The sequence below is a fragment of the Paraburkholderia sp. 22099 genome (assembly GCF_052045835.1).
GTDB classification, from domain to species: Bacteria; Pseudomonadota; Gammaproteobacteria; order Burkholderiales; family Burkholderiaceae; genus Paraburkholderia; species Paraburkholderia terricola.
The window spans coordinates 150,762-170,987 of the sequence record NZ_JBQEPU010000010.1 but is presented as its reverse complement, the minus strand read 5'-3'; the positions used below and the strand labels follow the sequence as shown (position 1 = coordinate 170,987).

18 protein-coding genes are annotated in these 20,226 nt (G+C 65.7%); 6 read left to right on the top strand and 12 right to left on the bottom strand.

What is annotated here, in order from left to right:
• Positions 1-8 precede the first annotated feature (8 nt).
• Complete coding sequence (locus tag ACTJLC_RS12490; protein ID WP_310134260.1) at positions 9-671, top strand: UdgX family uracil-DNA binding protein; 663 nt, start codon at positions 9-11, stop codon at positions 669-671.
• Positions 672-725: 54 nt separating this feature from the next.
• Here the strand turns inward: ACTJLC_RS12490 and ACTJLC_RS12485 are convergent, their stop codons facing one another.
• Together ACTJLC_RS12485 and ACTJLC_RS12480 are read right to left on the bottom strand one after the other, a co-directional pair.
• Complete coding sequence (locus ACTJLC_RS12485) at positions 726-2,414, bottom strand: ATP-dependent DNA ligase (RefSeq protein ID WP_310317972.1); 1,689 nt, start codon at positions 2,412-2,414, stop codon at positions 726-728.
• Positions 2,411-3,604 carry a ligase-associated DNA damage response exonuclease gene (locus ACTJLC_RS12480; protein ID WP_310134262.1) on the bottom strand — a complete coding sequence of 398 codons (1,194 nt, stop codon included), beginning with the start codon at positions 3,602-3,604 and terminating at the stop codon, positions 2,411-2,413. The genes ACTJLC_RS12485 and ACTJLC_RS12480 overlap by 4 nt, the downstream gene beginning before the upstream one ends.
• Positions 3,605-3,791: 187 nt before the next feature.
• Here ACTJLC_RS12480 and ACTJLC_RS12475 point away from each other — a divergent pair, with 187 nt between their 5' ends.
• Entirely contained in the window at positions 3,792-4,694 is a 903-nt protein-coding gene (locus ACTJLC_RS12475; protein ID WP_073428431.1) for a YihY/virulence factor BrkB family protein, read from the top strand.
• 287 nt (positions 4,695-4,981) lie between these two features.
• Positions 4,982-7,303, top strand: coding sequence for a hybrid sensor histidine kinase/response regulator (locus ACTJLC_RS12470; RefSeq protein WP_227470543.1), 2,322 nt, complete (start codon positions 4,982-4,984; stop codon positions 7,301-7,303).
• Positions 7,304-7,357: 54 nt separating this feature from the next.
• Here ACTJLC_RS12470 and ACTJLC_RS12465 read toward each other — a convergent pair whose 3' ends face one another.
• From ACTJLC_RS12465 to ACTJLC_RS12445, 5 genes are all read right to left on the bottom strand, one after another.
• On the bottom strand, positions 7,358-8,299 hold the full coding sequence (locus tag ACTJLC_RS12465) for an NADP-dependent oxidoreductase (protein WP_073428433.1): 942 nt from the start codon (positions 8,297-8,299) through the stop codon (positions 7,358-7,360).
• Positions 8,300-8,482: 183 nt separating this feature from the next.
• A complete protein-coding gene (gene tkt / locus ACTJLC_RS12460) occupies positions 8,483-10,567 on the bottom strand; it encodes a transketolase (RefSeq protein ID WP_073428434.1) in 2,085 nt (694 codons plus the stop codon).
• A gap of 358 nt (positions 10,568-10,925) precedes the next feature.
• Positions 10,926-11,471, bottom strand: coding sequence for a cupin (locus tag ACTJLC_RS12455; RefSeq protein ID WP_073428435.1), 546 nt, complete (start codon positions 11,469-11,471; stop codon positions 10,926-10,928).
• A gap of 435 nt (positions 11,472-11,906) precedes the next feature.
• On the bottom strand, positions 11,907-12,077 hold the full coding sequence (locus tag ACTJLC_RS12450; protein ID WP_167363277.1) for a hypothetical protein: 171 nt from the start codon (positions 12,075-12,077) through the stop codon (positions 11,907-11,909).
• A 53-nt stretch (positions 12,078-12,130) separates the two neighbouring features.
• A complete protein-coding gene (locus tag ACTJLC_RS12445; protein WP_073428493.1) occupies positions 12,131-12,403 on the bottom strand; it encodes a hypothetical protein in 273 nt (90 codons plus the stop codon).
• Between the two features lie 173 nt (positions 12,404-12,576).
• Between ACTJLC_RS12445 and ACTJLC_RS12440 the strand changes: the two genes are divergently transcribed.
• Positions 12,577-12,813 carry a hypothetical protein gene (locus ACTJLC_RS12440; protein ID WP_073428438.1) on the top strand — a complete coding sequence of 79 codons (237 nt, stop codon included), beginning with the start codon at positions 12,577-12,579 and terminating at the stop codon, positions 12,811-12,813.
• Positions 12,814-12,868: 55 nt separating this feature from the next.
• Here the strand turns inward: ACTJLC_RS12440 and ACTJLC_RS12435 are convergent, their stop codons facing one another.
• On the bottom strand, positions 12,869-13,114 hold the full coding sequence (locus ACTJLC_RS12435; protein WP_073428439.1) for a DUF6723 family protein: 246 nt from the start codon (positions 13,112-13,114) through the stop codon (positions 12,869-12,871).
• A 317-nt stretch (positions 13,115-13,431) separates the two neighbouring features.
• Between ACTJLC_RS12435 and ACTJLC_RS12430 the strand changes: the two genes are divergently transcribed.
• On the top strand, positions 13,432-13,698 hold the full coding sequence (locus ACTJLC_RS12430; RefSeq protein ID WP_073428440.1) for a hypothetical protein: 267 nt from the start codon (positions 13,432-13,434) through the stop codon (positions 13,696-13,698).
• 99 nt (positions 13,699-13,797) lie between these two features.
• Here ACTJLC_RS12430 and ACTJLC_RS12425 read toward each other — a convergent pair whose 3' ends face one another.
• The 4 genes from ACTJLC_RS12425 to ACTJLC_RS12410 all read right to left on the bottom strand — a co-directional run bounded on the left by ACTJLC_RS12425 (position 13,798) and on the right by ACTJLC_RS12410 (position 18,523).
• Positions 13,798-15,093: a cytochrome c gene (locus tag ACTJLC_RS12425; RefSeq protein WP_310134272.1), complete on the bottom strand. Its 1,296-nt coding sequence runs from the start codon at positions 15,091-15,093 to the stop codon at positions 13,798-13,800.
• A 2-nt stretch (positions 15,094-15,095) separates the two neighbouring features.
• On the bottom strand, positions 15,096-16,718 hold the full coding sequence (locus tag ACTJLC_RS12420) for a GMC family oxidoreductase (protein ID WP_073428441.1): 1,623 nt from the start codon (positions 16,716-16,718) through the stop codon (positions 15,096-15,098).
• Positions 16,719-16,720: 2 nt separating this feature from the next.
• Positions 16,721-17,170: a sugar dehydrogenase complex small subunit gene (locus ACTJLC_RS12415; RefSeq protein WP_083082424.1), complete on the bottom strand. Its 450-nt coding sequence runs from the start codon at positions 17,168-17,170 to the stop codon at positions 16,721-16,723.
• 234 nt (positions 17,171-17,404) lie between these two features.
• Positions 17,405-18,523: a porin gene (locus ACTJLC_RS12410; RefSeq protein WP_073428495.1), complete on the bottom strand. Its 1,119-nt coding sequence runs from the start codon at positions 18,521-18,523 to the stop codon at positions 17,405-17,407.
• Between the two features lie 459 nt (positions 18,524-18,982).
• On the opposite strand from ACTJLC_RS12410, the gene ACTJLC_RS12405 reads away from it, so the two are divergent.
• A complete protein-coding gene (locus ACTJLC_RS12405; RefSeq protein WP_073428443.1) occupies positions 18,983-20,215 on the top strand; it encodes an AAA family ATPase in 1,233 nt (410 codons plus the stop codon).
• Positions 20,216-20,226 lie beyond the last annotated feature (11 nt).

Here is a 20,226-nt window from a genome sequence, read left to right as displayed (position 1 = left end):
AGCTCATCATGCCCACCTCGAAATCCGGACGATCGCGCTCCACCGCTGCGGGTGCCGCTGAGGATGCCGATGCCTCCGCCGCTGCGGACGTCCAACCGGATCAGCAACCCAGGTCGCTCGACGCGTGCCGTCGCTGCGCGCTATGGAAAAACGCGACGCAAGCCGTGCCCGGCGCGGGGCCGAAGCATGCGCCGATCATCCTCGTCGGCGAACAGCCCGGCGACAAGGAAGATCTGGCGGGCAAGCCGTTCGTCGGCCCGGCGGGCGCGCTGCTCGATCACGCGCTCGAGCAGGCCGGCGTCGCGCGGCATGACGTTTATGTGACCAACGCGGTCAAGCATTTCAAATGGACGCCGCGCGGCAAGCGGCGCATGCATAAGACGCCGGCCCAGCGCGAGATCGACGCCTGCGCTTACTGGCTCGAAAAAGAATTGCAGTCCACCGGCGCGCGCGTGATCGTGGCGCTGGGCGTGACCGCATTGAAGGCCGTGCTGGAGGACAAGAACATCCGCATGCAGGACGTGCTGGGCCGGCCGATCAAGCATGGCGAGTACAGCGTGGTGGCGACGTATCACCCTTCGTTTGCGTTGCGCGCGCCCGATCCGGAAACCCGCGAGCGTGCCTTCGCGGCGATTGTCGACGCGCTGCGGCAAGCGGGCAAGCTGGTGTGAACGTGGTACGAAAGCGATGCTTGCCGCTTGCTGCGCTTGCTGTGCTTATTGCACTTATTGCGCGCGATCGTCGATGAAGCCCTTCAGCATCGCCAGCGTGTCGGCGTCGTCGATATGCTTGTCGGTGCGCCAGCGCAGCATGCGCGGAAAGCGCACCGCCACGCCCGACTTATGACGCGGGCTCGCCTGAATCCCCTCGAAGCCGATTTCGAACACGAGCGTGGGCGTCACGCTGCGCACCGGGCCGAATTTCTCGACCGTGGTCTTGCGCACGATCGCATCCACCTGGCGCATTTCCTCGTCGGTGAGACCGGAATAGGCCTTCGCGAACGGCACGAGGGTACGCACGCCGTCCGCTTCATCCCACACCGCGAAGGTGAAGTCGGTATAGAGACTCGCGCGGCGGCCATGACCGCGCTGCGCGTAGACCAGCACCGCGTCCACCGCATACGGATCGATCTTCCATTTCCACCATGTGCCGGAGGCTTTCGTGCGGCCCACGCCGTACATCGAATCGCGCGCCTTGAGCATCAAGCCTTCGACGCCGCGTGCCCGGCTCTCTGCGCGCAGCGCGGCGAGCGTTTGCCAATCGGACGCGCGCACCAGCGGCGAGACGCGCAACAGATCGCGCGCCAGGCTGCCGTCGACGGAAGCGGCCAGCGCATCGAGGCGCGCGCGCCGCTCGACGAGCGGCATCATGCGCAGATCATCGCCCCGCGCTTCGAGCAGATCGTAGGCGAGCAAGGTGGCGGGCGAATCGGCCAACACTTTTTTCGTCAGCGTTTTACGCGCGATGCGCGGTTGCAGGCGCGCGAACGGCAAGGGCGCCGTCGCGCCGGGCTCCCACGCGAGAATCTCGCCGTCGATCACGAAGCCGTCGGGCAACGCGTCGCCGAGCGCCGTGACCTCGGGAAAGCGCTCCGTGATCAGATCCTCGCCGCGCGACCACAACCACACGCGGCCCGCGCGTTTGACGAGTTGCGCGCGAATGCCGTCCCACTTCCATTCGATCAGCCATTGCATTGGCTCGCCGAGCGTCGCCGGGTCGGTCTGCAACGGATGCGCGAGAAAGAACGGATAAGGCAAACCCGCATCGTCGTCATGCGCGGCATGATGCACTTCTAGGCCTTGCCGCGCCTCTTCGCTGCCGCTCTCCGGAGCGATCAGGCGCAGATAACGCGCGGCGTCGGGTTTCTGCCGCGAGTCGGTCCAGCCCACCATGCGTTGCGCGATCCGTTTATGGTCGACGCCCGCCACTTCCGCGAGCGCGCGCACCACGAGTTGCCGCGCCACGCCGACCCGAAAGCCGCCGCCGATCAGCTTGGTTAGCAGAAACCGTCCGCCCCAATCGAGTTCGTCCCAGTAACCGAGCAAGCGCGTGCGCAATTCCTCCGGCGCGACGCCGCGCAGCGTCAGCACGCGTTGCTCGATCCATTGCGTGAGGCCGAGTTCGGAACTGCGTTGCGCGGGCGGCAGGATATGGGCGATGGTTTCGGCCAGATCGCCCACCGCGTGATACGACTCCTCGAATAGCCACGGCGGCAAGCCGGCCCGCTCACGGGCGATTTCGGTCAGCAGACGCGTGGGCACCGATTGACGCGGCTTGCCGCCGGCGAGAAAGTACGACGCCCATGCGGCGTCCTCCGGTTCGGCCGCCGAGAAATAGCTGGTGAGCGCTTCGAGTTTGTCGCGCGTCGAGGTGGTCGCGTCGAGCGCGGTATAGAGGGCGGCGAAGCGTTTCATGGGCCGCTCGTCGTGTTGTCGGCCGCGGGTCCGGCTTCGAGATCGGCCGCGTTCGGCGTGTCATCTCGTGTCGCTTGTGTGGCTTGCGTGGTTTGTGTGGCTTCCACCGGCGAAGCGCCGCTCGTCGCGGCCGTTTCGTCGCCGCCCGCGGCGTCGGCCTCCACCGTGTCGTCTCCGTATTGCGTGTCGAACGCGCCTGCTTCGAGACCCTGTTCGCGCAGCCAGCGCACCATCGGTTCGACCGAACCATGCGTGACGATGACGCGCCCCGCGCCCGTCGCATGAATCGCGCTTTGCAGGCCGGGCCAATCGGCGTGATCCGACAGCACGAAGCCGCGATCGACGCCGCGCCGGCGCCGCGCGCCGCGCAAGCGCATCCAGCCCGACGCGAACGCGTCGCTATAGTCGCCGAAACGCCTGAGCCATGCGCTGCCTTGCGCGGACGGCGGCGCCACGATCAACGCCTGCCTGAAAGCGGCCTTGTCCCTCGCCGCTATTTCGCCGACGAGGCGCACCGGCGGCAAGCGCACGCCCGCCTCGCGATACGCGCGATTGAGCGGCGCGATGGCGCCGTGACAGAAGATCGGTCCGATGGCCGCGTCGACGCTCGCCAGCACGCGCTGCGCCTTGCCGAACGAATAGCAGAACAGCACCGACGCGCGTCCTTGCGACGCGTTGTGACGCCACCATGAATCGATGCCGTCGAACACGGCTTGCGGCGCGTCCCAACGATAGATCGGCAACCCGAACGTCGACTCGGTGATGAAGGTCCCGCAGCGCACCGGCTCGAACGCAGCGCAGGTCGGATCGGGGTCGAGCTTGTAGTCGCCCGATGCGACCCACACGCGGCCCTTGTGCTCGATCCTGAGTTGCGCCGAACCCAGCACATGTCCCGCCGGGTGAAGCGAGACGGTCGTGCCGTCGAGCTCCAGCCGCTCGCCATAGGCGAGCGTTTGCAGCGCGATGCCGGGCAAGCGCGACAGCAGCACGTTCGCGCCCGCTTGCGAGGCAAGGTAATGACGGTGCCCGACGCGCGCGTGATCGGAATGGGCGTGCGTGATCACCGCCCGCTCGACCGGCCGCCAGGGATCGATATAAAAGTCGCCGCACGGGCAGTACAAACCTTCTGGCCGGGCGACCACGAGGTCGGGATCGTGCGGGTTTTCCGGCTTGTCAGACGCGTTGTTCAATGTATGGGATTCCGACGGACTCCAGGCAAGGTCGATGAAAGGCGCAGCAAGTCGCATTCCCGCGACTTATGTGGCGAGAGTCGGTTCAGCCACGCGGGATGGCTGCGTTCTTGCTTACGGTACGACAACAAGCGCGCCCGCACCCGCTGCATGTCGGCAGGCTCCGCGACGCGCGTCGTGAGCGACCATGCGAACCATCATCGACGAACACGCGTTGTATGTGGCCAAACATCCCGGCACCTTCGTCCTGCAAACGCTGAAGGCGTTCCGCGCGAATCAGGGCTTGCTGCTCGCCGGGGCGGTGGCGTATTACGCGCTGTTGTCGATCGTGCCGCTGATGATCCTGATCGTGATCGCGTTGTCGCGCGTAGTGCCGGAGCACACGTTGCTCACCGCGCTGGGTCATCTTTTGCAATGGCTGGTGCCGGGTCAATCGGGCGCGCTGGTGCGCGAACTCGCCCATTTCCTGGCGCACCGCGAGGTGGTCGGCTGGGTGCTGTTCCTGACGATGCTCTTCTTCAGCTCGCTCGCCTTTACGGTGCTGGAAAACGCGATGTCGCTGATTTTCGTGCATCGCGTGGTGATCCGCCGGCGGCACTTCCTGCTTTCCGCGCTGCTGCCCTATTGCTACATTCTTTTTCTCGGCGTGGGCTCGCTGATCGTCACGCTCGTGTCGAGCGGGCTCGACGTGATGGGGGCCGAAGCGGTCGATCTGTTCGGCACGCATGTTTCGTTGCAGGGATTCTCGCGCGTCGTCCTGTATCTGCTCGGGCTCGCCGGCGAGATTTTCGTGCTGACCTCGATCTACATGGTGATGCCGGTCGGGCGGCCCTCGCTCAAGCATGCGCTGCTCGGCGGGATCGTCGCGGCGCTCCTGTGGGAAATCACGCGGCATGTGCTGGTGTGGTACTTCGCGACGCTCTCGCAGGTGAGCGTGGTGTATGGGTCGCTGACGATGGCGATCGTCATCCTGTTCAGCCTCGAATGGCTGGCGACCTTGCTGCTGTTCGGCGCCCAGGTGATTTCGCAATACGAGCGCTTCGGGCTGGAACCGCCGGACGCGCCGCAGCCGCGCATCAAGACCGGTTGACTGGCGATCAGCGCGCCTCACCGCCGACGCGCCTCGCGGATCGGCAAGACTGCGGTAACATTCCGCGAATGCCGGGCCTCGCGTGGTCTCGCGCGGGTCTCCTACATTCACGTTTTATTCCGTGCACGTTCCAGGATCGAGCATGCTTTATTCCCTGCACGTCTCAGGACCCACCATGAGCATCCCCCAGTGCAGCGACATACCGGTTTCGGGCAGCAACGAGCGCGTCACGGTGCTTGAGCATGGCTTCGGCAGAACCATGCTGTCCGGGTAACGCGATGCACAGCATGGACCCGCCCTTGCCGTCCGCCGATGCGTTGTTCGAGCATGCCGCCTGCGGCCTGCTCGTCGCCGATCCCGACGGCCTCATCCTGCGCGTGAACGCCACGTTCTGCGACTGGCTGGGCTATGGCGCCGGGCAGCTCGCGGGAACCCGCCGCATCGGCGACCTGCTGAGCAGCGGCGGCAAGGTGCTCTACGAGACGCATTGGGCGCCGCTTCTGCGCACGCAGGGCTCGGTCGCCGAGATCAAGCTGAACATGATGCATCGCGACGGCCATACGGTGCCGATGCTGCTCAACGCGGTGCGCCGCCGTCATGGCGACGCGAGCTACCTCGAAGTCGCGGTGCTGGTCGTCGCGGATCGCCACAAGTACGAACAGGAATTGCTGCTGGCGCGCCGCAACGCGGAGGCGTCGGTGGCCGCGCATCAACTGGCGCGCAAGGAGTTGCAGGAAAGCCGCGACGTGCTGAGTCTCGCGATGCGCGGCGCGCGCATGGGCGCGTGGTCGCACGAGCCGAAGTCGGGCAAGTTCTGGTGGAGCCGCGAACTCGAAGCGCTCGCGGGATACGCCGAGGGGCGCTTCGCCAACATGCGCGGCGGCTTTTTCGAACTGATTCATCCGGGCGACCTCGCCGCGCTGAACGAGGCCGTCGACCGGGCGGTGGCAAGCGGCGACGATTACGTCGCGGAATTCCGCTTCCTGCATGCGAGCGGCGACTGGTGCTGGATGGAAGGCCGCGGCCGCGCCACTTACGACGAACGCGGCGAGCCGCTGACCATCTACGGCCTCGGCATCGACATTACCGAGCGCAAGGAAGCGCAGACCGTGCTGCTGCGCCAGGCGGCGATTTTCGAGCACCTGAGCGACGCGATCGTGATCACGGATCTGCGCGGCAACATCACCGATTTCAACGTGGGCGGCGAGCGCATGCTCGGCTATCGCATGGGCGAGATTCTCGGCAAGCCGGTCTCGATGTTCCACCCGCCGGAAGACGCGCTGCGCATTCGCCGCGAAGCGCTCGCCGCGCTCGCCGCCGAGGGCACGTGGCGCAGCGAACTGCCGTTCGTGCGGCGCGACGGCTCGCGCGGGGTCTGCGAAACCGTCGTCAAGCCGCTGGCGAACGCGCGTGGCGACGTTTACGGCGCGGTCAGCGTGAACCGCGACATTACCGAACGCAGACGCGCGGAGCAGCAACTCAAGCGGCTGAATCTCGAACTCTCGAAAGCCGATCGCCGCAAGGACGAATTTCTCGCCACGCTCGCGCACGAATTGCGCAATCCCCTCGCGCCGATGCGCAACGTGCTCGAAATCTTGCGCCTGAAGGAATTCGCCGATCCGCAACTGAACTGGTCGCGCGACGTGTTCGACCGGCAATTGCAGCACATGACGCATCTGGTGGACGATCTGCTGGAAGTCTCGCGCATCACGCAGGGCAAGCTCGAATTGCGCAAGCAGCGGCTCGAACTGGCGCGCTCGATGCAATCGGCAATGGAAGCGGCGCGGCCCACCGTGCAGGCCTCGTCGCATCATTTGAGCGTGACGTTGCCGCGCGAGCCGCTGTATCTCGACGCCGATCCCACGCGCCTGTCGCAGATGATTTTGAATCTGCTGAACAACGCGGCCAAATACACGCCGCCCGGCGGCAGCATCTCGCTCGCCGCCGAACGCGAGGGCGACCAGGCGGTGATCGTCGTACGCGATTCCGGCATCGGCATTCCGCCCGAGCATCTGGGCAGCGTGTTCGAAATGTTCTCGCAACTCGCGCCGGCGCTCGATCGCTCGCAAGGCGGCCTCGGCATCGGGCTTGCGCTGGTGCGCGGCCTCGCCGAACTGCACGGCGGCACGGTCGCGGCGTTCAGCAGCGGACCCGGCACCGGCAGCGAGTTCGTGATCCGCCTGCCGCTTTCGCACGCGCCGGCCGAGGCGAGCGACGGCGCGCCGCTCGAGACGGCGCCTCAGGCCGCGCTGCGCGTGGTGATCGTCGACGACAACGCGGACGCCGCCGACAGCCTCGCGATGGTGCTCGGACTGGAAGGCCACGAGGTTCGGACCGCCGGCGACGGCATGGCCGGCTTGGCCTTGATCCGCGAGTTCGGTCCGCAAGCGGTGATTCTGGATATCGGCTTGCCGCTGCTGAACGGTTACGAAGTGGCGCGGCGCATTCGCGACGAACACGAGGAAGCCGATATTCTGCTGATCGCGGTGACCGGGTGGGGCCAGCAGCAGGACAAGCAAACCGCGGTGGCGGCCGGCTTCGACCATCATTTCACCAAGCCGGTCGATCCGCGCGAGTTGCAACGGGTGATGACGCGGCAATCGGCTTGATCGGCTGCGGGCTTTCGGCGCATGCCTTACCGTCTCATCGCCTCACCGCCCCATTCAAGCGCCCGACACGTCGATGACGAGCTTGCCGCGCACGTGGCCCTTTTCGAGCCGCGCAAGCGCTTCGGCCGCCGCGTCGAACGGGAACGTGCCGGCCGTTTTCACCTGCACACGCCCCTTGTCGATCAACGCGCCGATTTCGGCGAGCTGTCTGCCGTTCGGCTGCGCGGTGTAGCGCTCGGCGCGCGCGCCGCGATCGGCGGCCTCGGTTTGCGAGGGTTCCGTGAGCGTCGAGATCAGCGCGCCGCCGTTCTTGAGCACCGTCCACGAGCGGCGCTGCGTCTCGCCGCCGATCAGATCGAACACCAGGTCGACGTCGCGCGCGGCGTCCTCGAAACGCTGCGCGCGATAGTCGATCACGTGATCCGCGCCGAGTGCGCGCACGAATTCGACGCCGTCGCCGGAAGCCGTGGCGAACACTTCCGCGCCCTTGACCTTGGCGAACTGCACGGCGAAGTGGCCGACGCCGCCCGAGCCCGCATGAATCAGCACGCGCTCGCCGGCTTCGAGACAGCCGTGATCGAACAGACCTTGCCACGCGGTGAGCGCGGCGAGCGGCACGGCGCCCGCGGTGACGAAATCGATCGTTGACGGACGGCGCGCGAGCGCGCCTCGATCCACCTTGACGAACTGCGCATACGCGCCCTGCCCTTGGCCGACGAAACCATAGACTTCGTCGCCCTCACGCCAGTCCTTCACATTCGCGCCCGCGCGCGCGACCACGCCGGCGAAATCGCGGCCGAGCGTATAGGGCAGTTTGTCTTCGCGAATCGCCGGGTACTGGCCCTCGCGCGTCTTGATGTCGACCGGATTGACGCTGGCCGCGCGCACGCGCACCAGCACTTCATTCGCGCCCGGCTCGGGCACGTCGATCGCTTCGGCGATGAACACTTCGGGACCGCCGAAGCGGTGAATACGATAGGCACGCATCTGGCTCATGAGTGGCTCCTTGCAAGGCGGGTCGTCGCATGACGCGGTGGTGCGTGTGCGTGTGCGTGTGCGTGTCGCGGCGCTTGCGCGGCCCGTGGTTCATCTCACGGACCGCGCAAACCCCGTTCCTTGCAGCGGGCTTACGGTCTTGCGGTCTCGCGCGAGCGCACGCATCGCACCACGCTATCGCCCCTACTCCTGGCTGCGCTTCGACTGCACGCGCGCGATCTGCTGCTTCGCGGCCTCGTAGATGCGCTCCGGCGTGAAGCCGAATTTCTTCTTCAGATCGGCAAGCGGCGCGGAAGCGCCGAACGTATGCATCACCACCTGCGCGCCGAGCCGCCCGACGTAGCGGTCCCAGCCGAGCGTCGCGGCCTGCTCGACGGCCACGCGCGCGTCGAGGTCGGGCGGCAATACCGAGTCCTGATACGCCGCGTCCTGACGCTCGAAAATATCCCACGACGGCATCGACACCACGCGCGCCGCGATGCCTTCACTCCTGAGCTTCTCGTACACGTCGACGCATAGCGAAAGTTCGCTGCCCGTGGCCAGCAACACGACCTGCGGCTTCTCACCGCCGGGTGCATCGGCGAGTACGTACGCGCCCTTCTTGACCCCCTCGGCGGATGCATAGCGGCCGCGGTCGAGCGTCGGCAACGGCTGGCGCGACACGACGATGCATGACGGCCGCCGCGGATTCGACAGCGCCACGCGCCAGGCTTCGGCTACTTCGTTGGCGTCGCCGGGACGCAGCACGGTCAGCCCCGGCACGCCGCGCAGCGACGCGAGCTGCTCGATCGGCTGATGCGTCGGACCGTCCTCGCCGACGCCGATCGAATCGTGCGTGAACACGTAGATCGACGGCACTTCCATGATCGCCGAGAGGCGGATCGGCGGCTTCATGTAGTCGCTGAAAATCAGGAAGGTCGAACCGAACGGCCGCAGATTCGACAACGCGAGACCGTTCACCACCGCGCCCATCGCATGTTCGCGAATGCCGAAGTGCAGATTGCGCCCGCCATAGTTGTCATGCTCGAAACTGCCTGCGCCCTCGAACTTCAGATTGGTCTTGGTCGACGGCGCGAGGTCGGCCGCGCCGCCGATCATCCACGGCACGCGCGCGGCAATCGCGTTCAGCACCTTGCCCGACGATTCGCGCGACGCGACGCCCTTAGCGTCGGCGTCGAAGGTGGGAATGCCGCTGTCCCAGCCTTCGGGCAACTCGTGCGCCTGCATCTGCGCGAATTCGCGCGACAGCTCGGGATACTGTTTGCCATACGCGTCGTATCGCGCCTGCCATTGCTCGCGCGCCGCCTTGCCGCGCGCGCCGATGCCTTGCGCGAAACGTTCGTGCACGCCATCCGGCACGTAGAAGAATTTGTCCTCGGGCCAGCCGTAGAACTTCTTGGCGAGCGCCACTTCGTCCACGCCGAGCGCCTCGCCGTGCGCGGCCGCGGTGTCCTGCTTGTTGGGCGCGCCCCAGCCGATGATGCTGTTGACCACGATCAGCGTCGGCCTGTCCGTGACGCTTTTCGCCTCCACCAGCGCGGCTTCGAACGCGGCGGCGTCGTTCGCGTCGTTCACATGCAGCGTGTGCCACTGGTAGCCGCGAAACCGGCTCTCCACGTCGTCGCTGTAGGCGAGATCGGTGTGGCCTTCGATGGTCACGCGATTGCTGTCGTAGATCCAGATCAGGTTCGACAGCTTCAGATGACCGGCCAGCGACGCGGCTTCGTGCGAGATGCCTTCCATCATGTCGCCGTCGCCGCACAGTGCATAGACGCGGTAATCGAACAGCGGCGCATCGGGCTTGTTGAAACGGTTCTCGTACCAGCGCCCCGCCATCGCCATGCCGACGCTGTTGCCGAGCCCCTGGCCGAGCGGTCCCGTCGTGGTTTCGACGCCGGTGGTCATCCGGTATTCGGGGTGGCCGGGCGTCCTGCTGTCGATCTGGCGAAAGCGCTCGATGTCGTCGAGCGAGACGGCGGGCGAGCCGGTCGGCTTGCCGTGCTCGTCCACGGCCTTGACGTTGGCCAGATGCAGCAGCGAATACAGCAGCATCGACGCATGCCCCACCGACAGCACGAAGCGGTCGCGGTTCGGCCACAGCGGCTCGTCCGGGTCATAACGCAAATGGTGCTGCCACAGATGATAGGCAACCGGGGCGAGCGCCATCGGCGTGCCGGGGTGGCCGGAATTGGCCTTTTGCACGGCGTCCATCGATAGCGTGCGGATCGTGTTGATGCACAACTGATCGAGGGCGGGATCGTTTTGCATGAGGACACTCCTTGTTCGGCGATTGAGAACCTGGCCGGCATGCGCGGCGTCGGTGCGTTCGGCGCGGCGTGTTCGTGGAAGCACGCGCGAGGCGCCGCGGCCGGCTTACGGGTGTGATGCGCGGTGTAGATGCGGGTGTGATGCGCCGATGATGCGCCGATACGCCGAAATGCGCAGCATGCGTGACATGCGGCACCGCGTTCGTTCGATGATCGGCGCCGGGTCTTTCAGACGGCTCGCGGCCTGGGGCGGTCGCTGCGATCCGCGTTCGGCATTGTCTCGGCCTGCGCGATGTCCCGCGCCTTCACTTCTCCCTTCACCTGTCCTTCACTTACGCGCCAGGCGATTTCCGCCCGCATCAAGCCGCGTGCAGCCAGTGTTCGAGCAGCGGGCCATGCTTGCCGTCGACCGGGTCCATCGCGGGGAACGGCAAGGCGTCCATGACCGCCTGTTCGTCGGGTGTGAGCGCTTCGCGGCGAATGTCCCACTGCTGGCCGCGCGGATAGCCGCCCACCACCTTGAACTGGCGCTCGAACGATTGCATGCAATGGCCGGTGCCGGCGGGCAGCAACAGCGCGTCGCCCGCGGCGATCGTCACCAGCCTGCCGCCTGGTCCGCCCACGATGACTTCCGCCGAGCCGTCGGCGACGCCGAGCACCTCGTGCGCCGTCGCGTGGAAATGGTGGTAGTCAAAAATGCGGTCGCGCCATTGCGGCGGCCATTCGTTGCGCTCGAAGAGGATCTCGAAGGCCGCGGCGAGATCGCCGGTGTGCGGCGACAGCGCGTGGCGATAAATCACGACCGGCAGCTTGCGGTTGTTCGGCACCCAGTCGTGCGGTTCCAGCATGAAGGCTTCGTACTCGGTTTTGACCGCGTCGAAGCCGTGCTTCGAATCGTTGAACATGGTTAGCTCCTGTGCGTGCTGATGCGGTGGCGCGCTGGCTCTCGGGGGTCGGCTGGGAGTCCGGGTCGAGTTCGGTCTACGCGTCGAGTTCGGCTACGCGCGATGGCGCTTGCGCGCCGCGCGCTTCCGCGGATCGCAAGCTTACGGACCTCGTGGCGCATTGCGCCATGAGCTTCCGCGCGTTGCGACTTGCGGCCGTGCGTCCTCGTGCGCTTGCGCGATTCGCATCACGCGGTGTGCGAGCGCGCAACCGTTGCCGCGCCGCATAAAGCAGGCCTGACCGCGCGCGAACGCGCGACGCGCGAACACCTGCGAGTTCACGCGCCGCTGGACTGCACGATTGCATTGCCGCGCCAGTGAAATTTGCAAACCGATTTGCAAACCGGGCTGCAAACCGGTCACATCAACCGGCGCGGTCCGCGCGTCACTGCGCCCTCAGCCGCCGCCGATGCCTTGCAGCACTTTCCCCGTGCCGCCGCATACGGTGCATTGCTCCCCTTCCACCTTGCCGGTGCCGTGACAGGCGCGGCAGATGTCCTCGCCCACGCCGGGCGCGTCAGGCGGTGCTTCGTCGCCGGGATTGAGCGGCTCGTTGTCCTGTTGCATCAGTTTCTCCATGTGGTGTTTGCCTGCATGCGACGGCGCGCCGCGCCGGCGTGTCAGCTCTTGCGGTGCGACGCGTGTCCGCCGCCGCCCGGCGGTTCCGCATGCTCGCCGGTGCCAAGCGGCACCTCCGCGGTTTGCTTCGGACGCTCGCTCGAACGCCGCGGATTGGTCTGCTTCGCCACGTCCGTTTGCTCGACCGGCTCGATGCCTAGCGGACTCGGCTCGACGTACTGCGTGCCGCTCGGCTTCGCGCGCGGCTTCGCATCGGATGCCGCGCCGGGTGCATTGCGGCTCTGGCCGGATTTGCTGTCGTGCGTATCGTGCATATCGTGCGTATCGCGCATCTCGCCCTCCTCGAATCGGCTCCATTGGCAGTGCAGCAACATCCGGTCCCTCTCCGCGATGCGTGCCGTGCAGCGTTAACGCGGCGACCTGGCACGGCCGTTGCGGCATAAAACGAGGGAGGTCCGTAGTCGTTTTTTGTAAAAAGGAGATCCTCATGAGCATCATGACGATTCGCGTGTCCGATAACGAGGTGCAAGTCGAACGAACGGTGTACACGTTCACGCAGAAGAGCGACGCCGACGCGTTCCAGCGCTGCCTCGCCGATACTTCGATCGACAACTGCTATAAGAGCCATCCGCCTGTGTCGGTGCGGCCCACGCCGCCGGGCGAGCGTCCTGACGATCCCGGCCGCGACAGCACCATCTCGCCGTCGCTCGGCGGGATGCCTTGAATGCCGGTTTGAACGGCGGCCAGCGGGGCCGCGCTTCGACGCGGCGCGCAACGTATCACTTCTCAGGAGCCGCGCGATCCGCGGCCACGATCTCGCGACCGTAGTCGATCGCGGCGCGGCGCGCCTCGTCGGCGGTCGCATACGGGCCGATCTCCGGCGCGCCGTCGAACGGAAACAGCACCTTCCGGTCCGCTTTCCTGACGACCTTTAGTCCGCCCACGTAGCGGCCGTCGCCGGTTCCGTGATAGCTCGCGTAGATCTCGAAATCGTCGTCGGCAACGTCGGCCTTATGTCGCGCCATGTGTGATTTCCCTTATCCCTGCACCTTCGGCGCGTCACGTTATCGTGGGCGGCGCGGTTCGTGCGAACGGTTCGGACGAATAGGCGAGCCGCACCGCGTATGGGGTTTCCAGCAACACGTGTTCCACGCGATGCGAGCCGATGCCTTAGCGAGCCGATGCCTTATCTAGCGTGGCGATCGCGCTATAGCCGCTATGGCACGAGGGTTGCGAGACAGAGTGCGGACATCGAATCCGCCTGGCTCGTGTTGCCGGTTCGAGTCCGGTCCCCGGCACCGGACGTCAACGCGAGCCCGACCGCACGTCACGGAGGTAGACCATGAAGTTGCCCAGCACGCGCTCGATGCGGAGGCTGCGATTGCATGTACCGACGCCGCCGGAAATCGATCCCGAAACGCCGCCGCCGCCGAACATCGATCCCGATCCGCCGCCCACGCCCGAGGATGATCCCTCGCACGATCCGCCCGAAGGCGATCCACCCGTCAAGCCGCCGCCCATGCGCGCGAGCCCGGCCGGAGCCGGCCGATTGCGGCGCGCTCGCAACTTGCGAAGCCGCACTTCATGCGGGCTCGCCGATCGGCAATAGAAAAGGCGCGCCGGATCGAACCGGCGCGCCTTTCAAATGCCGCACACATCGTGAATCGATATCGACCGATTCACGCTCGCTTCAACTTCAACTTCAATCTCAACGCAGCTTCGCGACGTCCTTCTCGCTCACTCGCGTCGTCGACGGATTACCGAACTGCGTCGTCACGTAGTTGGTGAGCGCGGCGATCTGCGCATCGTTCAACTGCGTCCCGAAGGCCGGCATGCCGACATCGCTGTCCGCGGTCTTGCGCTGCACGCCGTGCAAAATCACCTGCACGAGATTGACCGGGTTGGATGCGCCCACCGTCGAGTTATGCAATAGCGGCGGATAGTAGCCGTCCGGTGTGCCCTTGCCGTGCGCCTGGTGGCAGGTCGCGCAATTGCCGAGGTACAGGCGCGCCGGGTCGAGCGTACCGTCGCTCGACGCGACACCGCGCAAACGCGCGACGTCCGTCGACGGTTTGCCCCACGCGCTGCGCGAGCGCGTGCCGCCGTCGCTCACCGCCGGCACCGTGCGCACGTAGGTTGCGATCGCGTCGATGTCGGCGCCGGTCATCTTCGAGAAGCTGTGCTCCACAGCTTCGCCCATCGGCCCGGCGGCCTGCGCGAGACCCGGCACGCTGCCGGTTTGCAGATACTGCACGAGCTGCGCATGAGTCCACGCGCCGATGCCGCTGTCAGCCGAGGAAGTGATGTTGTAGCCGTCCCATCCCGCCAGCACCGAACCGCCGAGGAAGCCGCCGCCGGTCTCGTCGAGCGCCTTCTCCTGCATGCCGAAGCCGCGCGGCGTGTGACAGGTGCTGCAATGCGCGAGACCTTGCACGAGATACGCGCCGCGATTCCATTCGGCGCTCCGGTTCGGCCTGGCTTCGTAGGGGCCGCTCTTCAGGAACAGCCAGTTCCATACCGTCAGCGGCCAGCGCATGTTGAGCGGCCACGGAATGTCGCTCGCGCGCGTGGCCGCGTTCACCGGCGCGACGCCGTAGCGGAAGTACGCGTAGAGCGCCTTCACGTCGTCGTCGCTGACCTTTGCGTAGGACACGTAGGGCATGGCCGGATACAGATTGTGGCCGTCCTTCGAGACGCCACGGCGCAGCGCGCGGTCGAAATCAGCGAGCGTCCATGTGCCGATGCCCGTTTGCGGATCGGGCGTGATGTTGCTCGAATAGACCGTGCCGAGCATCGGCACCTTGAGCGGCAGGCCGCCGGCGAACGGCTTGCCCTTCGCCGTGCTGTGGCAGGCCATGCAATCGCCGGCCGTCGCGAGGTACTCGCCGCGCTTGATCAGCGCCGTGTCGTTGCTGTTTACCGCGTTGGCCGACGTATCGGCATGCGCGAATGCGGGCAGAGCCAGAGCGCCGGCCAGCAGCCAGAAAAAGGTTTTTTTCAGCACGTTCAAACTTCCTTCTTCAACTGGTCGGCCATGCGAAGCGCCAGGGCGGCAATGGTCAGCGTCACGTTGACGGTGCCCACCGTCGGCATCGTCGCGCTGCTGGAGATGAACAGGTTCGGGTGGTCGAAGGTGCGGCAATGCTTGTCGACCACCGAATCGCGCGGATCACTGCCCATGATCGTCGCGCCCGTGATGTGGTTGTTCGGCGCGAAATCGTCCTGGTACTCGATGTCCGTGCCGCCCAGCACCTTCGCCGCGTTGGCGTAGACCTCCTTCGTATGCGCCGCGCCGCGCTTCACGTAATCGTCGATGCGATAGGTGATCTCCGGGCGCGGGATGCCGATCGCATCCGTCTCGGTCCTGCTCGGCACGATGCGGTTTTCCGGCGCGGGCAGGATTTCGTGGAAGCAGTCGAATTCGACGAAACGCGCCGAGCGGTCGCGAATCCGGGCGTCGAGTTCGGCCGGCTTGATCAGCTTGCCTTGCTTGAAAATGTTGCGCGTTTCCTGATCGACGCGCGACAGGTTCGACAGGTGGATTTTCTTGGCGGCTTCGGTGGCGCGAAACGCGCCGTCGCGAAAGCCGATCAGTGAGGTCATTTCCTGCGGGCCGCGGCCCGGCCACAGCTTTTCGTCCGCGTAGAACGTGACGCCGGTGCCGGGGTGGTCCATCAGATTACGGCCCACCATGTCGGAACTGTTGCCCACGCCGTTCGGAAAATCGTGGCTGGTGGACATCAGCATGATCTTCGGCGTCTCGATGCCGTTCGCGGCGAGCACGAAATACTTGCCCTCCACGCGATGCTCGTTGCCTTGCGGGTCCTTGTACAACGCCGCGGCGATGCGCTTGTCCGCGCCGACTTCGAGCTTGTACACCACCGCGTTGTCGATCAGCCTCGCGCCGGCCTGCTCGGCCTTTTCCACATGCACGATGCCGTTGTACATCGCGCCGATCGGGCAGATCGGCATGCAGTTGTTGTTGCCGCAGCAGGTCGGGCGGCCGTCGTACGGACGGCTGTTGCGCGCGACCGGCTCGGTCACGACGTGATACCGCGAGTCGAATGCGTTGAGCTTGCTCTTGATGGTCTGCTCGTTGTACGAGAGCGGCAGCGGCGCCATCGGATACGGCTGGCTGCGCGGCGAGCCGAGTTCCTCGTCTGTCGGGCCCCATACGCCGAGTTCCTCTTCGGCGCGCTGGTAGTACGGCTCCAGTTCCTCGTATTGCATCGGCCAGTCGCGGCCCACGCCGTACACGGTCTTCATCCTGAAGTCGTTCGGCATGAAGCGCCATGCGGACGCGGCCCAGTGCCACGTCGTGCCGCCCACCGCGCGAATGTACTGCGAGTTGAATTTGTGCTCGCCCTTGAGGATCAGGTAGTCGTTGGGCGGACCGTACTCGGGATGCGGCGCCCATTGGCTCGACGGATACGGCGCCATGAAATCCATCTTGTCGGTCTGATTGCGAAAGCGCTCGACGATTTCCCAGCGCGGCATGCGCGGCCCGGCTTCGAGCAGGATCACGGACTTGCCCGCGAGCGCCATTTGATGCGCGACGATCGCGCCCGCCACGCCGGAGCCCACGACGACGACATCGGCCTGGCTGGTTTGTTGTGCTTTATCGGCCATGCTCAAGCTTGCCTTTCGATCGGTTTAGCCGCCCAGAAACCGGGCTTGTTGGGGCAGTAGGAACGGATGATCAGCGTGTCGGAGACCACCTCGAACATCAGCGCCTGCTCGTAGGTGATCACGACGTTGTCGACCGTGCCGAGATACCACGCTTCCATGATCTTCAGCGCGAGCGCTTGCTGGGCCGCGTCGGCGGAGTTCGAGGCCAGCGCGCCCGCCAGCTTCGGCAATTGCCGCGCGAGATCCGGCGTGGACTTTTGCAACGCGGCGAGAAGGCGCGTGCCGACCTCGCGATCGAGACCGGACTTCGCGCTCAGCGCTTGCGACAGGGTCATGAAGGCGTCGAGGGGGGCGGCGGACGAATCGTCGGCGAGCGCCTTGAGTGTGAGGGAGCCGGTGAGGCCCGCCGCCGTGATGGCCAGCGCGCCCTGGAGCCAGCGACGGCGCGTCATCGCCGACGGCTCACCGCGCGCGGCGTCGGCCCCGAGGGAAGCGTCCGGGTGGGACGCTCCGTGAGAGTCGTGTGGAGTCAATTGTTGGTTATCCCTTGTGAGGCGTTTTTGTGAGGCGTTTTCAATGTGTTTTTCGAAGCGTGTTTTTCAATGCGTTTTTTCAATGCTGATAGCGGGCAATGCGGTGTTGCCCGGCTTACCGCGGAGGTCGCGGCTGACGCCGCGAGAAGCGCTTCAGAACTGATGCAGCATCCCGACATACGCGCCGGTTTGCGATTCGCCAACGAGCGGGCTGGTATTGTTCGCCGCGTCGCGCGGCGACGCCTCGAGCGAAAAATTCGCGTTGCCGCTGTTGCGCACATAGCCCACCGTGCCGTACAGGAAGGTGCGCTTCGACAGGTTGTAGGTGGTGCCGAGCACGTACATCATCGCGTGGCCGGAGGGGTCGTGCGCGGCATCGCCGCCGCCGTCGCCGACCTTCACGTAGTAGCCGCCCGCCGTCACCGCCCAGCGCGGCTGGACGTTGTAGGTCGCGCCGAGCCAGTAGTGATCGGCGCTGTCGGCCACGCCCGCCGGCGAGTCGGGCGCCGAGTAATGCGTATAGGCGCCCTGAATCTTCACCGCGTCGACATGCACGTTCGCGCCCACGAAATATTCGCGCGAGCTCTGAAAGATGTTGCTGAAGCGGCCATTGCTGTCGCGCAGTTCGTCGTAGATGCCGCGCACGTCGAAGAGCGGCGAGTGATACGTCAGCATGATGCCGTCCGAGCGGCCGAACTCGCCGCTGGCGCCGCTGTTGAACGCGCCCGGCTGATTGCCGAACGCGTATTGCGCCTGCACGTCGAAGCCCCGGAACACCGGGCTGTGATACTCGACGTTATTGCTGGTTTGCTGCCAGTTGCGCCCGCGCACGAGCGAGGCCGATGAAAACGCCTGCTGCACGAACGGGTCGAATTCCCATACGCCGTCGCTGTCGATGAAGAGGTTGCGCCCGGCCTGCAACGTGCCCCACTGCTTGCTGCTCAGGCCCGCGAAGGCGCGCCGCGACCATAGCCGCCCGCCGCTGGTGGTGCCGTTCATGACCTGCAAGCCCGTTTCCAGATTGAAGATCGCGTTCAATCCGCCGCCGAGATCTTCCGTGCCTTTGAGACCCAGCATACTGGTGCCCCAATCGCCGCCTTCCGCGCTCCATCGGCTCGCACTGCCGCCCGAACCATTATTGATGTGATTCAGATATTCGACGCCGCCGTCGAGACGGCCATATAAGCTCACGCTCGTTTGACCGTGAGCGAGCGATGCGGCCAGCGGACTCGCCAACGCGACGGCAGTGATTAATTTCGTTGGTAGTCTCATCATCCTGAGTGAGTTTTCTGTCGCAATGTAGGGGCGATGCGGGCGGCGGCGTGAATAAAAACTACTCGACGCGCCATGCTGCGATTTCAATGCTGCGAGGGCTGCAGAACATCTGCCGGATTGGCGTTTCGGCGCTTCGCGCGGGCGGTTCAACGGCATGCGCATTGACTTGCCGCGCACACCGGACGAAGCCGGTTCCACGCGTGATTCGCACCGGCTCGCGATGACGATGTTGTAAAACTACACAGTTGGTCGCGGAACTATAGGTGATACACGCCGGACGGACTAGCCCTTTTACGCAATAAACTTTTGCGGACGGCGTACTCGACTTTCACGGCGGCAATGAAATTGGCGCCGCGACCTCGATGCGAAACGAAAGCTGCGCCGGCTAAGATAGCCGCTCATTCGGCCCGAGCCGAATCCGGATTCTCCATTGCTTATCAAACCTTTAACTTCGCCATGAACGCGCCCGAACTGACCGAAGACGAAAACCTTGGCCTTTATCAACGCGCGACCGAAAACGGCCCGGAATGGTGGCGCGTGAGCGTGGCCGACCGGCCGGAAAACTATCGGCTGGAGCATGGCGTGGGCGACGGTCACGGCGCCGGAGCGGTCGACATGGATCTGGTGGTCGACGCCGAAAACCTGCGCGCGAAGCTGAAGAAGTGGCGCCGCGAAGGCTTCGCGATCGACACCGCCGACGCCGCGAGCGAAGACAGCGCGGCGGAACGGGCCGCCTTCATGCCGGCCTTGCGGCGCGCGGCGGCGCTGGCCCTGGCGGAGAAACGTCGCGAGACGCAAGGCACGGACAGCACGCGCGACACCGTGCGTATCGGCCATATCGACGTGCCGTGCGGCATCGCCAACCCGCTCGTGCCGCGCCTCAATCCGGCCTATCTGTTCTCCGAGCGCTTTAACGACATCGTCGAGGACATCGTCGAAAACCGGCGCGTGATGCTGATCGGTCACACGGGCGCCGGCAAGACCAGCCTGATCGAACAGGTCGCGGCGCGCTCGCGTCACGGCGTGTTGCGCTCGAACATGAACGGACAGACCACGGTCGGCGATTTCGTCGGCTTCTGGACGGTCAAGGGCGGCGAGACGCTGTGGGTCGACGGCGTGCTGCCCACGGCGATGCGCGAAGGGCTGTGGCTGATCGTCGACGAAATCGATTTTGCCGAACCGTCGATTCTCGCCGCGCTCACCGCCGTGCTCGAACCGCACGGCCGGCTCGTGCTGAAGGAGAAAGGCAACGAGATCGTCGCGCCGCATCCGGCGTTTCGTCTCTTTGCCACCGCGAACGCGGTGGGCGCGATGAGCCAGTTCCGTCATCTGTATCAAGGCGCGAATCTGATGAACGAGGCGTTTCTCGATCGCTGGCGCGTGTACCAGCTCGACTATCTGACGCCCGCCGAGGAAGCCGACGTGCTGATGCGCACGCTCGCCCCGCACATGACCCGCCCGCTCGCCACCACCCTCGCCGCGATTGCCGCCGACTGCCGCGCGGCATTTGCCCGCGAGGATCTGTCGAGCGCGTTCTCCACGCGCCGCCTGCTCGACTGGGCCGAACTGATGCTGCGCACCGGCGACCCAGAGCGCGCGGCCGGCCCGGCGATCTACGCGAAGATCAGCCCCGAGGACGCCGCGTTGATTCGCGGCATCGTCCGTCATCACATCGCGCCGGCCGCGTGACGGTGAGCCGA

Coding starts and splice junctions, on each gene's coding strand:
- ACTJLC_RS12490 (WP_310134260.1), top strand. CDS start 9: ATGCCCACCTCGAAATCCGGACGATCGCGCTCCACCGCTGCGGGTGCC.
- ACTJLC_RS12485 (WP_310317972.1), bottom strand. CDS start 2,414: ATGAAACGCTTCGCCGCCCTCTATACCGCGCTCGACGCGACCACCTCG.
- ACTJLC_RS12475 (WP_073428431.1), top strand. CDS start 3,792: ATGCGAACCATCATCGACGAACACGCGTTGTATGTGGCCAAACATCCC.
- ACTJLC_RS12470 (WP_227470543.1), top strand. CDS start 4,982: ATGGACCCGCCCTTGCCGTCCGCCGATGCGTTGTTCGAGCATGCCGCC.
- ACTJLC_RS12465 (WP_073428433.1), bottom strand. CDS start 8,299: ATGAGCCAGATGCGTGCCTATCGTATTCACCGCTTCGGCGGTCCCGAA.
- tkt (WP_073428434.1), bottom strand. CDS start 10,567: ATGCAAAACGATCCCGCCCTCGATCAGTTGTGCATCAACACGATCCGC.
- ACTJLC_RS12455 (WP_073428435.1), bottom strand. CDS start 11,471: ATGTTCAACGATTCGAAGCACGGCTTCGACGCGGTCAAAACCGAGTAC.
- ACTJLC_RS12450 (WP_167363277.1), bottom strand. CDS start 12,077: ATGCAACAGGACAACGAGCCGCTCAATCCCGGCGACGAAGCACCGCCT.
- ACTJLC_RS12445 (WP_073428493.1), bottom strand. CDS start 12,403: ATGCACGATACGCACGACAGCAAATCCGGCCAGAGCCGCAATGCACCC.
- ACTJLC_RS12440 (WP_073428438.1), top strand. CDS start 12,577: ATGAGCATCATGACGATTCGCGTGTCCGATAACGAGGTGCAAGTCGAA.
- ACTJLC_RS12435 (WP_073428439.1), bottom strand. CDS start 13,114: ATGGCGCGACATAAGGCCGACGTTGCCGACGACGATTTCGAGATCTAC.
- ACTJLC_RS12430 (WP_073428440.1), top strand. CDS start 13,432: ATGAAGTTGCCCAGCACGCGCTCGATGCGGAGGCTGCGATTGCATGTA.
- ACTJLC_RS12420 (WP_073428441.1), bottom strand. CDS start 16,718: ATGGCCGATAAAGCACAACAAACCAGCCAGGCCGATGTCGTCGTCGTG.
- ACTJLC_RS12415 (WP_083082424.1), bottom strand. CDS start 17,170: ATGACGCGCCGTCGCTGGCTCCAGGGCGCGCTGGCCATCACGGCGGCG.
- ACTJLC_RS12410 (WP_073428495.1), bottom strand. CDS start 18,523: ATGAGACTACCAACGAAATTAATCACTGCCGTCGCGTTGGCGAGTCCG.
- ACTJLC_RS12405 (WP_073428443.1), top strand. CDS start 18,983: ATGAACGCGCCCGAACTGACCGAAGACGAAAACCTTGGCCTTTATCAA.